Below are 12,785 nucleotides of genomic sequence, written 5' to 3' on the forward strand. Positions count from 1 at the left end.
AGAAAGCAGAGGCGCAGGTGGCATGAGGATGCTATTGTTTTCGTGTTCCACTATACGCCCCTTGTTCTGATATTCGCACGATCAGATTCAGTGGTGAAGCGAATTCTCATCAACAAAAATAAGGAAGAGCCATGAACAGCGCAGCCATTGCACCCGAACTGCAGGAACTGATTGACCGGCAGAAAATCCATGACTGCATCGTTCGGTATTGCAGCGGTGTTGACCGGTTTGACCGAGACATGGTGAGGGGCGTGTACCATTCTGATGCCATGGATGACCACGGCGCCTTTGTCGGGCCAGTCGAGGCCTTCATTGATTGGGCTTTCGCTTACCACGCGAAATACCAACACACCCACAAACACTACGTCCTCAACCACCGTTGCGAGCTCGACGGTGATACAGCGCATACCGAGACCTATTGGCTGTTTTCGGGCAAGAACCAAATCGGGCCAGGGCTGACCCTGAGCGGCGGTCGGTACATCGACCGTTTTGAGAAGCGCGACGGCCGGTGGGCAATCGCTGCGCGTAAATGCGTCATTGAATGGAACGGCGCACTGGGCGAATTTCCCATGCCTCAGGAAGCACTTGATGCGTACGCTGCAACGGGCGTCGCTTCTCGGGATAAAAACGATCCTTCCTACGAGCGTCCGCTCTGTGTAACGCGCTCCAGCACAGTATTGCCATTCTGAAGGCCCATGTCGTCCAACAATAGGGGTTTACGATGTGTTTGAAGCGCAACTGGTTGATCACAGGTATTTCAAGTGGGCTGGGCGAAGCACTGGCTAAGGCTGTATTGCCGTTGCACAGTGTCAGCGAAAATATCTTATACGACTGATCGGTTGTCAGAGGCTGGTTGAGAATAATTTGAAACCAGCCTTGGGGAGCAACGCATGATGCCTTGCTGCCGATCCTGCTCAGCAAACGCCTTATTACCCAGCGTCGTAGTGTGAGGTTTTGTGATTTCAGCGCGAGTTTTTATCCATTGCGCAATGCCTTGTGCGGCTCTAGCCTTCTGTCCATCCAATATCGCTTTGGCGAACATAACAAGAGAGGGTTTCGATGAGCCACACAGGCAAGAAAATCGCCGTAGTAACAGGCGGTGCGATGGGTATCGGTGCTGAGGCTGCCGTATCACTGGCAAAAGACGGGCATCACATCGTTATTTGCGACATCAACGTTGATGCGGCGGAGCGATTCTCTCGACAGCTCCGAGAGCAGGGCTACACGGCAGACGCTTGCCAGGTGGATGTAGCCTCGCTGGATTCTGTAACGAATGCATTTTCCTGGATCGATAGCGAGTTCGGTAGGTGCGATGTACTGGTGAATTCCGCAGGTATCGCCAAGACCATGCCGTTCCTGGAGTTTGATCTCGACGTTTTCAACAAGACCCTGCACATCAACGTCACTGGCACGTTCATGTGCTGCCAGCGTGCTGCTCAAATCATGCGAAAAAATGGCTTTGGCAGGATTATCAACATCGCGTCGGTCGCTGGCTTGCGTGCAGTGGGCAAGGGCCGTACCGCCTACGGTACTTCTAAAGGTGCAGTCATTGCACTGACCCGGCAAATGGCCGTGGAGCTTAGCGAGTATGGCATCACTGCCAATGCCATTGCACCGGGCCCGGTCGATACGCCCATGACCAAAGAACTGCACAGCGACAGCTTCCGCCAGGCGTATAGCAATGCTATCCCCGCCAAGCGATACGGAACGACTCAAGAGATTGCCGGCGCGGTCAGCTATCTCGCATCTGACGTCGCCGCTTACGTAAATGGTATTGTTCTGCCTGTCGACGGCGGATTCCTGGCCTGGGGCGCAGGCGACCTGTAATTGGCAAGATCACAAGCGCCCATACGGGCGCTTGTTTAGCTTTGAGCCATCTCTTTTTTCAACCACGTTTCCAAATCTGCAGTATCGGGACGCAGCCTTGCATTGGGTGAAACCCACAGCACCAATTTTGCTGCGCCTTGCGCAAAGCCAAATGGAGCCACCAAGGCACCACTCTCAAGCTCTGCTTCCACCAGCATGCGTGGTACACAGGCGAATCCCAAGCCAAGCTTTGCTGCCTGGATCAATAAATAGAAATGCTCGAAATACTCCATTTCAAGCAGCTCTCCAGCCTCTCTATCAATGGAGGCGTACCAGGCTTTCCATGCGTGCGGTCGGGTTTTCGTGGTCAGTAAGCGCTCTTTACTCAAGTCGCTGACCTCCAGGACACCGGATGCTGCCAGATACCCAGGCGAACAGATGGCGCCTATCCATTCATTGGTCAATGGTATCGGTTCTATGCCTGGAGGTGGTTCGATGCTGTCGAGCCGTATCGCAACGCTCACGCCTTCATGCGCGAAATCAATAGGGCCGTGACCTGTCTTCAAGCCCAGTTCCATGGTGGGAAAACTGCTATGCAGCCTGGCCAGTCGAGGCAGCAGCCAATGCATCATGATCGAGGCGGAGCAGGACAGCTCAAGCGGGCGGGGGCGAACCTCATCGATACTTTCTTGTATCAAGGCAAAAGCCCTGGCCAGGCCCGAGGCGAGGCGTGATCCCTCTGGGGTCAGTTTGGTGCCGTGCGCATTTCGAGTGAGCAAAATGACACCTAACGCGTCTTCCAGACTTCGAACATGACGGCTAATAGCGCCATGAGTCACGCATAAGGCATCCGCTGCATCACTGAACGATCCTTTGCGCGCGATCATTTCAAAGGCTCGTAGAGCGTTGAGCGAAGGCCTGACTGGCGACGTCATTTATGCACCTCTGTAGGACCGGAGTCTTGAACTCGACAACAATTCTAATGTGAGTTTTTCTCACGCTCGACGGAAATCATATCGGTTGGATTGATGCAGGGTCAATGTATATTGATTTGAAACTGCCATGCGACATTCCGGGCAGATTCAAAATAACAAATAGATTTGAGGCACCCATCATGGTCGATCTTAAGGCCGGGCGAGAGGAGTTTACTGCCCGATTTTTTGTAGAGAGCAGCTACCCGATTGAACGGGTCAGCGAGGTAATCGCAGGGGAGCAATCCAGCGGTACCTTCCTCTCTCTTCCTGGCGAATCGGCGGAGCTTAAAGAACGCTCTCGTGCGCGTGTAGTCGCTATCGAGCCGCTGCCCTCCGTTTCAAGTGCTTCTCTGCACAGTGATTACCTGGCCCGCCACAACCCCTCTGAGACGTATCACCGAGGTGAGGTCACTATCGCGTTCCCCACGGCTAATATTGGAACGAACATCCCTGCGTTGCTGACCACAATTGCAGGCAATCTCTTTGAGATTGGCGAGGTCAGCGGGCTGAGGGTGCTAGATCTGGAGCTTCCCGAGCGGTTCGCATCTGGCTTCATCGGCCCGCAATTCGGAATCGAAGGCACCAGGGCGTTAGCCGGTGTTCATGACCGTCCGATCATAGGCACCATCGTCAAGCCGAGTATCGGCCTTACTCCAGAGCAGACTGCCTCTGTGGTCGATGAGCTCTGCGCCGGAGGTATCGATTTCATCAAGGATGATGAGCTGCTCATTGATCCTGCCTACGCGTCGTTTGATGCCCGGCTAAGTGCGGTGATGCCTGTCCTCCACAAGCATGCAGATCGCCTCGGACGCATGCCCATGTATGCAATCAACATCTCAGGCAGCATCGACGAGATGATGCGTCGCCAAGATGCAGTGCTTGAGGCGGGTGGTACCTGCGTGATGCTTTGCCTGAATTGGGTTGGGCACTCGGCGGTTGAGCACATCCGAAAGCATGCCCAGTTGCCAATTCATGGCCATCGCAATGGCTGGGGGGCTCTGACCCGCTGCCCCCAACTAGGGTTCTCATTCGAGGTGTATCAGAAGATCTGGCGGTTGGCCGGGATCGACCATCTGCATGTTAACGGTATTCAGGGCAAATTCTATGAGGCGGACGATTCGGTAATCGCTTCTGCGAAGAGCTGCCTTGCCCCATTTGCCGGCATGCGTCCCCTGATGCCTGTGTTCTCCTCCGGTCAATGGGCGGCCCAGGCGCCTGAGCTTTTCAACAGGCTTCAATCCGTTGACCTGATGCACCTCGCTGGCGGCGGCATCATCGGTCATCCAATGGGTATCGAAGCAGGCGTTCAAAGCATGCGTGAAGGTTGGGAGGCGGCTGTACAGCACGTGCCTCTGGAGCGTTATGCCGAGGGTAGGGCAGCCCTGTCAGCTGCCCTGCAGAAGTTTGGAGGCCAATAAGTCATGAGCTCCCAGCACGTTCCCACACTCCCGTTGGTCTTTTACGGCGATGACTTCACTGGTTCGACGGACGCTCTAGAGGTTTTGACGGCGGCTGGACTCAAGTGTGCCCTGTTCCTCGCGCCTCCAACCCCGGAGCTCCTGGCAGAACTGGGTGGATTTGACGCCATCGGTATCGCCGGTGACAGCCGTGCTTTGTCCAATGCTGAAATGGACGCGGTGCTGCCCGAGATTTTCGAAAGCATCAAACGTCTGTCGCCAGCGCTGATTCACTACAAGGTGTGCTCGACTTTTGACAGCGCCGACGCCGTGGGCAGCATCGGCCACGTAATTGAGTTGGCATCCCGCATTTATGATGTAAAAGGCGTTCCGATCATCGCGGGCAACCCTGCACTGGGCCGCTACTGCGTTTTCGGCAATCTCTATGCCTTGTCCAAGACGGATCACAAGGTTCACAGGATTGACCGGCACCCTATCATGCGTGCCCACCCGATCACCCCGATGCATGAAGCGGACTTGAGTATCCATATCGGCAAGCAAAAAAACTTGTCGATTGGCAAGCTTGATATTCGCCAACTCGAAAGTGGTGCAACGCTCGGCCGCTTGGTCGACGAGATATCACGGCAGCACGATGCAGTGTTGTTCGATGGCACTCATGAGTCACATATGACCACCGCTGGCCAAGTGTTGACCGAGCGCTCGTCGGCGGCGGCTCCGCTTTTCATCGTCGGTTCATCCGGAGTGGAGTATGGCCTCACACAATACTGGCGTACCGCTGGGGTGTTTCCGGCACGAGCGTCGCTGGCCGTCCCTCTGGAACCTGTCGACCAGGTGCTGGTGATCTCAGGCAGTGCTTCGCCGTTGAGTCAGTCCCAGATCGAAACGGCGATCGATTTCGGCTTTGTTGAGCTTGAAGTCGATGCTGCCGCATTGATTACGGAGTCCCGAAAAAGCGCCGCGATACGAGATGTGGTCATGGCCGCAGTATCGCACCTCGAAGAGGGGCGGTCGGTGCTGATTCACACTGCCAAAGGCCCGGGTGACGCTCGGATTGAACAGATGATCGAGGCCATGCTGCAAAAAGGTTTGCCTCGGGATGAAGCGAGGGTTCAGGGAGGTAAGCAGCTAGCCATGGAAGTAGGCCACGTTGCGCTTGAAATCCTTAAAGCATTCCCATTGAAAAGATTGGTGGTTTCGGGTGGTGACACATCGAGCCAAGTAACCAAAGTACTCGCACCCGATGCTTTGGTTATCAAATCTGATATTTCTCCTGGCGCGCCTTTGTGTCAAATGCACGCGCGCGAGCCGTACCTGAAAGACGTTGAGATTGCACTCAAAGGTGGCCAGATGGGAGACCAGGATTATTTCGTCAAAGCACTCAGGGGTGTTGAATAAGCTCTGAGGATTTTTAGCAAGACAGACTTGCCTATCTACAATAACAAAAGGTGAAACCATGCATACCTCAATATCGAGCCCTGTCGAAAGTGACCTCGATCACATGGATGATGGCGAGAAAAAAACCATGAAGAATGTTGTTGCCGGAAGCCTGTTCGGAACAGCATTGGAAACCTACGATCTCTACCTGTATGGCACTGCCGCTGCCCTTATTTTTGGACCTTTGTTTTTTCCTGGGAGCGACGAAACCGTTTCCCGGCTAGCCTCTCTTGCATCCTTCGCCATTTCATTCGTCGCCCGGCCTTTAGGGTCGCTTGTACTCGGGCATTTTGGGGACAGGATTGGCCGCAAGAAACTGCTGTATCTCACCCTCATCATCATGGGTTTGAGCACGGTAGGTATTGGTCTTTTGCCCACCTACGCCAGCATTGGCATTTGGGCGCCTATCATGCTTTGCGTGCTCCGCTTCATCCAAGGCTTTGCGTTTGCGGGCGAGTACAGTGGCGCTGTGCTGATGCTCTTAGAGCATGCGCCAAGAAGAAGGAGGGGCTTCTATGCGGCGATCAATAACATTGGCCCAGTCTTTGGCTTCATTGCATCCGCTGGCATGCTTCTGGTTGTCAGTGCCTTGCTTTCCAAAGAGGATTTCACCGCGTGGGGGTGGCGCATTCCTTTCATCGCCAGCCTTGCGCTGTTGGTAGTGGGGGTGTTTGTCCGCTCCAAAGTGCCCGAGTCTCCTGTGTTCGAGAAGACGGCTGAGAAGAGGGCAGCCACGCCTGGCAAGTCGCAATCGCCCGCGCTGCGCTTGTTCACTCGCTATCCTAAGCAACTGCTGTTAGTGGCCGGCGCTAATATCTGCCACTTCTCGACGTTCTACCTGTTCACTGTATTTGCACTGAGCTATGGCCAGCGAGAACTAGGCCTGTCAAATGCTTTCGTGCTGTCAGTGGCCATGGTTGCAATCTGTACGCATTTGGTGGTCGTACCTTTTGCAGGTTCGCTGGCAGATCGTATTGGCCGCCGTACCACGATGCTCATTGGTTTTCTGGTGACCGCCCTCGCAGCGTTTCCTTTCTGGCACCTTTTTTCAACTGGCGAGTTCTGGCCAATGGTCGCTGGATCATGCATGTTCATGACGGGATATGGTTTGGTATATGGCGCGGTGCCGTCGTTTACCGGCGAAGCCTTCGGCCCGAGCGCTCGCTTCACCGGTTTCGCAATGTCTACCAACGTCGGTGGGATCATAGGCGGTGGTACTGCTCCAATCGTAGGGGCATTCCTCCTGAGCCATTACGGTACGCCGTATGCGATCTCGACGCTCACGATAGCCCTCGCGGTGTTTTCTGGACTCTGTGTATACCTGTCTGCTGAGACAAAAGACGTGGACATCATCGACGAGTGAATGAGGCAGTTTCGTGCTTCCTTGGGGGCGCACGCAGCCTCACCCGTCAACCTCATGCGCAATGGCTGGATGCTCAGCCAGCCATAAACTTTCGAACTTAGTCAGTGCGATGAGGGCATCCTCGTGCCTGAAAGGTATCGGTATGACCATCCGTAGAACAAAGATCGTTGCAACGCTAGGCCCAGCCAGTAATTCGCCGGAAGTAATTGAAGCGCTGATCTTGGCCGGATTAGATGTAGCGCGTTTGAATTTTTCCCATGGTACGCCAGATGAACACATCGCCCGAGCTCGCTTGATCCGTGAGATTGCTGCCAGACACGGTAGGCATGTGGCTTTGTTGGGTGATTTGCAGGGCCCTAAAATTCGGATTGCAAAATTCACTGACAAGCGGATCGAGCTGAAGGTTGGCGATACTTTCTCGTTCTCCACGAGCCATCCCCTTGCATCGGGCAATGAGCGAGTCGTAGGCATCGATTACCCAGATCTGGTGAAAGATTGTGGCGTGGGCGACCAGCTCCTGCTGGATGATGGGCGGGTGGTTATGCGTGTTGAGTCGACTGCGCCCGATGCCTTGAATTGTATCGTCACCGTGGGCGGGCCGCTGTCCGATCACAAGGGTATCAACCGCAAGGGGGGAGGGCTCACTGCGCCTGCCCTTACCGAAAAAGACAAAGCGGATATCAAGCTGGCTGCGCAAATGGAGCTTGACTACTTGGCCGTTTCATTCCCGCGGGACGCCAAGGACATGGAGTACGCTCGCAAGCTGCGTGATGAGTCAGGGGGGACAGCCTGGCTCGTGTCAAAAATCGAACGAGCTGAGGCCGTTGCCGATGATCAGACCCTTGATAAGCTGATCGCAGCTAGCGATGCGGTAATGGTCGCTCGGGGAGATCTGGGTGTGGAGATTGGAGATGCGGAGCTTATCGCTATCCAAAAGAAGATCATTCTGCACGCCCGGCGCAACAACAAAGCGGTAATCGTGGCGACCCAGATGATGGAGTCGATGATCTCCAGTCCGATGCCTACCCGCGCAGAAGTGTCTGACGTGGCCAATGCGGTGCTCGACAATACTGATGCCGTCATGCTGTCCGCTGAAAGCGCTGCAGGGGCCTACCCTGTTGAGGCAGTACTTGCCATGGCTCGTATTTGCAGGGGGGCTGAAAAGCATCCAACCACTGTAAAGTCCAGCCATCGATTGCATACCTCCTTTCGGCGTTGTGACGAAAGTATTGCGCTGGCCGCGCTCTACACCGCGAACCACTTTCCAGGTGTCAAGGCAATCATTTCTCTCACCGAGAGTGGCTTCACACCGTTGATAATGTCTCGGCTGCGTTCTCATGTGCCGATCTATGCGCTTTCGCCTCATCGTGCAACCCAGGCTCGCGCCTCCCTGTTCCGTGGCGTTTATCCAATAGCGTTTGATCCTGCTTCGCTGCCCTCTGAAACAGTCAGCGAAGCCGCCATTGGCGAATTGCTGAAACGTGACCTGGTACAGCCTGGTGATTGGATTATTCTCACGAAGGGGGACCGTTATGATGTCACGGGTGGCACCAATGGCCTGAAAATTCTTCAACTGTAACGCTCAGGCGCCAGAGGCGGGTTATGCCGCTTTCCTTACCGCGTCGGCACAGGGGTGCTGCCATTCAAGGCTGGAATCTGTGAAAACACTTCAGCCATAAAATCCATGAACACGATAGCCCGCGTGGGGAGCAGTCTGTTGGCGACATAAACCATCTGCACGGGGACAGGGGGGGCCACATGGTTGGTGAGAATGAACTGTAATCGCCCGCTGTTCAGCCCTCCCTCGAACAGCCACGCAGGTCCATGCGCCACACCCAGGCCTGCCGTGGCCGCCGCGCTCACAGCGTCCGGCGAGTTGACCCTGAGTCTGCCGGTAACCGGAATGTCCACGTCCCTGAATCGCCAGGTCGCCCCGGACGACAGTAAGGTGTAGATGATGCAATCGTGGTCGAGTAGATCATCCGGGGTCTGCGGAACTCCGCGTTTGGCCAAATAATCCTTACTGGCGACGAAGACCCGGTCGTACCCTCCAAGAGGCCGGGCGCGCAAACTGCTGTCTTCCAGCTTTCCTATGCGAATGGCGAGTTCGGTGCCTTCATTGACTAGGTCTACGTATCGATCGTTGAGTTGGAGATCCAGGATCAATTGAGGGTAGCGCTCCAAAAAGGCCGGCACGTGCGGCAGGACAAACGCATGTGCGAGCGCTGTCGGACAGGCTACGCGCAAAAGCCCCGATGGGTCGACTTTGTTCCTGAAGGACGATTCGGATTCATCCACCGCATCCAGGATGCGCCGGATGTCGGCATAGTAGCGTTCACCCTCCGGCGTCAGGGAGAGCTTGCGCGTAGATCGGTGGAGCAAGCGCGTTTGCAAATGATCCTCCAGTGCCGCTACATAGCGGCTGACATTGGGCTGCCCCAGCCCCAGATCGCGCCCTGCCGCCGAAAAGCTGCCGGTTTCTACAGCACGCGCGAAGCATGTCATCAACAGAAATCGGTCCACTTCGTCCCCTCTATTCATGCTTGATTTGCATGAATTATATGCGAATAGGCTGTCTTATCTACTGTTAGGCATGAGCGCATATTTCTCCATGTCGACCGCGGTGGTCGTCATTCACCGGAGAATTCAAATGTCGCGCTTGCAAGGTAAACGTACTCTCATCACTGGCGGGACCAGCGGCATCGGGCTGGAAACGGCAAAGCAGTTCCTGGCGCAGGGGGCTCGCGTTATCGTAACGGGTGTGAACCCCGATTCGATTGCCAAGGCCCAAGCCGAATTGGGCCCGGAGGTGCCGGTGCTGCGGGCCGACTCGGCCAGCGTTGAAGCACAAAGGGAGCTGGCACAAGTCATCAAGCAACACTACGGCCAACTCGACGTTGCCTTCCTCAATGCCGGCGTATCCGTCTGGGTGCCCATTGAGGAATGGACCGAAGACATGTTCGACCGCTCTTTCGACATCAACGTCAAAGGGCCGTACTTCCTGATGCAGGCGCTGTTGCCGGTCTTCGCAAATCCTGCTTCCGTCGTGTTGACCACTTCCGTAAGCGCGCATGCAGGCGCCGATCGCTCGTCCGTATATGCCGCAACGAAAGCCGCATTGCTGAACATGTCGAAGACGCTCTCGACCGAATTGCTGGGCCGTGGAATCCGTGTCAACGCAGTGAGCCCTGGCCCCGTCGAGACCCCTCTTTACGATAAGCTCGGTATTCCTGAGGCTTATCGCGAGCAGCTTAACAAAGCGATCGCGGCAACCATTCCGCTTGGGCGCTTCGGTAGCGCCGACGAAGTGGCCAAAGCAGTGCTGTATCTGGCATCCGACGAGTCGCGCTGGACGGTCGGCTCTGAAATCGTCCTTGACGGTGGCCGCCTGCTGAATGGCTAAGCACCCAGCTTCAAAATTGCGTGAATGCCACTTCAGCTGAGCTGAGTCAGTTTGGTACTCAAAGCCCGCATCTCGGCCAGTCAAGCGGGGAAGTGTTTTGCCGTACTGGCGCTCCCCGCGTATCATTTGCGACATGGTGGGTCGGAGATTGATATGTCGCTTTACAGTGCTGGCGTCGAATACGGCATCCATTGCCTGCTGTTTCTGGTAGGCGAGGGCGGTGAGAGCCGTGATTCCAGCGTGCGCGACCTGGCCGAGTTGCAGGGCGTGCCGCAGGAATACCTGGCCAAGGTTTTCACCAAGCTGGCGCGTGCCGGCTTGGTGGCCGCCACCGAAGGCGTGCGCGGTGGCTTCCGCCTGGCGCGACCGGCGGCTGAAATCACCGTGCTGGATATCGTCAACGCCATCGACGGGCCGAAGAAGATTTTCGATTGCCGCGAGATTCGCGAACGCTGCACGTTGTTCGAAGGCTCGCCGCCCGCTTGGGCGACTGAGGGCACCTGTGCGATTCATGCAGTGATGCTAGGGGCGCAGAAGCGCATGGAAGAGGCCTTGGCGCAGCAGACCATCCTCGATCTTGCGAGACGGTTCGGGCGCAAGGCCCCGGCCGAGTTCGGTCAACAGGTGAATAGCTGGATGGGGGAGCGGCGCGAGGGTAAAGGTGGCGGGGATATACCGGTCAACCAGGTCTGATCGTCTTGCCTGTACAGGAGTAACGCGTTCAGCGCCCCTCATGCTGGCGCCGATACGCCCCCGGCTGCACCCCCATCGCCTTGGCAAACGCCCGGGTAAACGCTGCCACCGACTGATACCCCACTTGCGCGCCCACCTGCTCCACGGTATTGCCCGCCCGCAGCAACTGGCTGGCATGGCGCATGCGCAACGCCAGCAGCACCTGCCCCGGCGATTGCCCAGCCAGTTCATTGAAACGCTTGAAAAACGCCGACCGCGACAAGCCGGTGCAGGCGGCCATGCTCTCCAGCGTCCAGGCTTGACCCGGTTGCTCGATCAACTGTTCCAGCAGCCCGGCAAACGCTGGCTGGCGGGCGAGGGTGACCAGCCCGCCCAGTGACTGCCCGGCTATGACCTGCTGGCGCAGCACGTACAAGAACAACAGGTGCGTCAGGCGCTCCAGCAACGCCTGCGACGGGCCGGCGGTGCGCCGGCATTCTTCCAGAATCAGCTCGAACAGCGCCCGCGCCGCACTGCCGGCGGGGTCTTCGGCGCGCAGCAGGATCCAGTCGGCCAGGCCTTCGACAATCAGTGAAGACAGGCCGGACTGGAAATGGAAGAAGCCACAAACCAGCCCGACGCCGTCGCTGGCCTCGTTCTCCAGTGCCTGCATGGCCTGGCGCGGTTGGGCACAGGCGTCGACCGGGTCCTGAACGCTGGACAAGCGATAGGCAAGGTCGCGCAACAGGAATACTGCATCTCCCTTCTTTAGGCGCACCGGTTGCGGCTGGCCGTCGATGTGCAGCCAGCAATGCCCTTGGACCACCAGGTGGAAGCTGGCGCGGCCCATGCCCTGGGTGCTGGCGTGCCAGCCACCGCAGTAGCGGCCGACATGAAACAGGCTGGCATCGAGCTCCAGGCCTTCTAATAACCAATCAACAAGGTGGCTGGACGAAATCATCTAATGCAAAGACTCAGGAACAAGGAAAGGCGACTGATGAATATGGAGGGTAATTCTTATAACCAACAGACTGTACTGACACCCATCAAAAGGAGACCACTCCATGTCCTCGCGCATTACTTTACACACGCTGCAGAGTGCTCCGGAAGCGGCCCGGCCGTTTCTCGAGAATGCCCAGAAGAATTCCGGCTTCATCCCCAACCTGCTGGGCGTGCTGGCCAACGCCCCGGCGGCGCTGGAAACCTACGTGACCGTTTCGGCACTCAATGGCAAGTCTGAGCTGAGCCTGGCCGAGCGAGAAGTGGTGCAACTGATTGCCGCCACCCGGCATGGCTGCGACTTCTGTGTAGCCGGCCACACCGCCGTGGCGCTGAACAAGGCCAAGCTGCCGCAGGAAGTAGTCGATGCCTTGCGCGCCCGCGGCGAACTGCCCGATGCCCGTTACGAAACCCTGGCCGCCTTCGCCCGTGAAGTGATCGACACTCGCGGTAACGTCAGCGAAGCCACCTACATGGCGTTCCGTGAAGCTGGCTTCAGTGAAGGCAACGCGCTGGAAGTGATTCTGGGGGTAAGTCTCGCAACCCTCTGCAACTTTGCTAATGTTTTCGCCCAGACGCCGCTCAACGAAGAGCTTGGCAAGTACCGCTGGCAGCCTTCTGCATAGCCCACGTGTGAGAGCGGCCCTGACGCGGTCGTTGTAGGAGCGGCCTTGTGCCGCGAATGGGCCGCCAGGCGGCCCCGGCGTTCCAAAAGG

Annotated in this window: 12 protein-coding genes; 9 read left to right on the forward strand and 3 right to left on the reverse strand. The window is 56.7% G+C overall.

The window, feature by feature from the left end; all coding sequences use genetic code 11:
- The first annotated feature begins 131 nt into the window (after positions 1-131).
- Both MRBLPB4O_RS11855 and MRBLPB4O_RS11860 read left to right on the forward strand, forming a co-directional pair.
- Positions 132-689 (forward strand): nuclear transport factor 2 family protein, encoded by a 558-nt coding sequence (locus tag MRBLPB4O_RS11855; RefSeq protein WP_341798577.1) that lies wholly within the window; start codon positions 132-134, stop codon positions 687-689.
- Between the two features lie 370 nt (positions 690-1,059).
- Entirely contained in the window at positions 1,060-1,827 is a 768-nt protein-coding gene (locus MRBLPB4O_RS11860) for a 3-oxoacyl-ACP reductase family protein (protein WP_341798578.1), read from the forward strand.
- Positions 1,828-1,862: 35 nt separating this feature from the next.
- On the opposite strand, the gene MRBLPB4O_RS11865 is transcribed toward MRBLPB4O_RS11860, so the two are convergent.
- Positions 1,863-2,741, reverse strand: coding sequence for a LysR substrate-binding domain-containing protein (locus MRBLPB4O_RS11865; RefSeq protein ID WP_341798579.1), 879 nt, complete (start codon positions 2,739-2,741; stop codon positions 1,863-1,865).
- 179 nt (positions 2,742-2,920) lie between these two features.
- Between MRBLPB4O_RS11865 and MRBLPB4O_RS11870 the strand changes: the two genes are divergently transcribed.
- From MRBLPB4O_RS11870 to pyk, 4 genes are all read left to right on the forward strand, one after another.
- Positions 2,921-4,198 (forward strand): ribulose-bisphosphate carboxylase large subunit family protein, encoded by a 1,278-nt coding sequence (locus tag MRBLPB4O_RS11870; protein WP_341798580.1) that lies wholly within the window; start codon positions 2,921-2,923, stop codon positions 4,196-4,198.
- Positions 4,199-4,201: 3 nt separating this feature from the next.
- Entirely contained in the window at positions 4,202-5,593 is a 1,392-nt protein-coding gene (locus MRBLPB4O_RS11875; RefSeq protein WP_341798581.1) for a four-carbon acid sugar kinase family protein, read from the forward strand.
- Positions 5,594-5,651: 58 nt separating this feature from the next.
- The gene (locus MRBLPB4O_RS11880) at positions 5,652-6,995 is read left to right on the forward strand and encodes an MFS transporter (protein WP_341798582.1); all 1,344 of its coding nucleotides are present in this window, start codon (positions 5,652-5,654) and stop codon (positions 6,993-6,995) included.
- Between the two features lie 142 nt (positions 6,996-7,137).
- Positions 7,138-8,574, forward strand: coding sequence for a pyruvate kinase (pyk, locus tag MRBLPB4O_RS11885; protein WP_341798583.1), 1,437 nt, complete (start codon positions 7,138-7,140; stop codon positions 8,572-8,574).
- Between the two features lie 35 nt (positions 8,575-8,609).
- On the opposite strand, the gene MRBLPB4O_RS11890 is transcribed toward pyk, so the two are convergent.
- Positions 8,610-9,518 (reverse strand): LysR family transcriptional regulator, encoded by a 909-nt coding sequence (locus MRBLPB4O_RS11890; protein WP_341798584.1) that lies wholly within the window; start codon positions 9,516-9,518, stop codon positions 8,610-8,612.
- A gap of 127 nt (positions 9,519-9,645) precedes the next feature.
- Here MRBLPB4O_RS11890 and MRBLPB4O_RS11895 point away from each other — a divergent pair, with 127 nt between their 5' ends.
- Both MRBLPB4O_RS11895 and MRBLPB4O_RS11900 read left to right on the forward strand, forming a co-directional pair.
- Positions 9,646-10,398 (forward strand): SDR family oxidoreductase, encoded by a 753-nt coding sequence (locus MRBLPB4O_RS11895; protein ID WP_341798585.1) that lies wholly within the window; start codon positions 9,646-9,648, stop codon positions 10,396-10,398.
- A gap of 153 nt (positions 10,399-10,551) precedes the next feature.
- Positions 10,552-11,091 carry an Rrf2 family transcriptional regulator gene (locus MRBLPB4O_RS11900; protein ID WP_341798586.1) on the forward strand — a complete coding sequence of 180 codons (540 nt, stop codon included), beginning with the start codon at positions 10,552-10,554 and terminating at the stop codon, positions 11,089-11,091.
- 28 nt (positions 11,092-11,119) lie between these two features.
- Here MRBLPB4O_RS11900 and MRBLPB4O_RS11905 read toward each other — a convergent pair whose 3' ends face one another.
- Positions 11,120-12,031 (reverse strand): AraC family transcriptional regulator, encoded by a 912-nt coding sequence (locus MRBLPB4O_RS11905; protein WP_341798587.1) that lies wholly within the window; start codon positions 12,029-12,031, stop codon positions 11,120-11,122.
- 103 nt (positions 12,032-12,134) lie between these two features.
- Between MRBLPB4O_RS11905 and MRBLPB4O_RS11910 the strand changes: the two genes are divergently transcribed.
- Positions 12,135-12,695, forward strand: a complete 561-nt coding sequence (locus MRBLPB4O_RS11910) for a carboxymuconolactone decarboxylase family protein (protein ID WP_341798588.1) — start codon at positions 12,135-12,137, stop codon at positions 12,693-12,695.
- The last annotated feature ends 90 nt before the right edge of the window (positions 12,696-12,785 follow it).

The organism is Pseudomonas sp. LPB4.O, from assembly GCF_038383825.1.
Lineage (GTDB): Bacteria > Pseudomonadota > Gammaproteobacteria > Pseudomonadales > Pseudomonadaceae > Aquipseudomonas > Aquipseudomonas putida.

Excerpts from the sequence above, each read along its gene's own strand:
- MRBLPB4O_RS11880 (WP_341798582.1), top strand. The coding sequence starts at position 5,652 with ATGCATACCTCAATATCGAGCCCTGTCGAAAGTGACCTCGATCACATG.
- MRBLPB4O_RS11855 (WP_341798577.1), top strand. The coding sequence starts at position 132 with ATGAACAGCGCAGCCATTGCACCCGAACTGCAGGAACTGATTGACCGG.
- MRBLPB4O_RS11895 (WP_341798585.1), top strand. The coding sequence starts at position 9,646 with ATGTCGCGCTTGCAAGGTAAACGTACTCTCATCACTGGCGGGACCAGC.
- MRBLPB4O_RS11900 (WP_341798586.1), top strand. The coding sequence starts at position 10,552 with ATGTCGCTTTACAGTGCTGGCGTCGAATACGGCATCCATTGCCTGCTG.
- MRBLPB4O_RS11905 (WP_341798587.1), bottom strand. The coding sequence starts at position 12,031 with ATGATTTCGTCCAGCCACCTTGTTGATTGGTTATTAGAAGGCCTGGAG.
- pyk (WP_341798583.1), top strand. The coding sequence starts at position 7,138 with ATGACCATCCGTAGAACAAAGATCGTTGCAACGCTAGGCCCAGCCAGT.
- MRBLPB4O_RS11860 (WP_341798578.1), top strand. The coding sequence starts at position 1,060 with ATGAGCCACACAGGCAAGAAAATCGCCGTAGTAACAGGCGGTGCGATG.
- MRBLPB4O_RS11865 (WP_341798579.1), bottom strand. The coding sequence starts at position 2,741 with ATGACGTCGCCAGTCAGGCCTTCGCTCAACGCTCTACGAGCCTTTGAA.
- MRBLPB4O_RS11875 (WP_341798581.1), top strand. The coding sequence starts at position 4,202 with ATGAGCTCCCAGCACGTTCCCACACTCCCGTTGGTCTTTTACGGCGAT.
- MRBLPB4O_RS11910 (WP_341798588.1), top strand. The coding sequence starts at position 12,135 with ATGTCCTCGCGCATTACTTTACACACGCTGCAGAGTGCTCCGGAAGCG.
- MRBLPB4O_RS11870 (WP_341798580.1), top strand. The coding sequence starts at position 2,921 with ATGGTCGATCTTAAGGCCGGGCGAGAGGAGTTTACTGCCCGATTTTTT.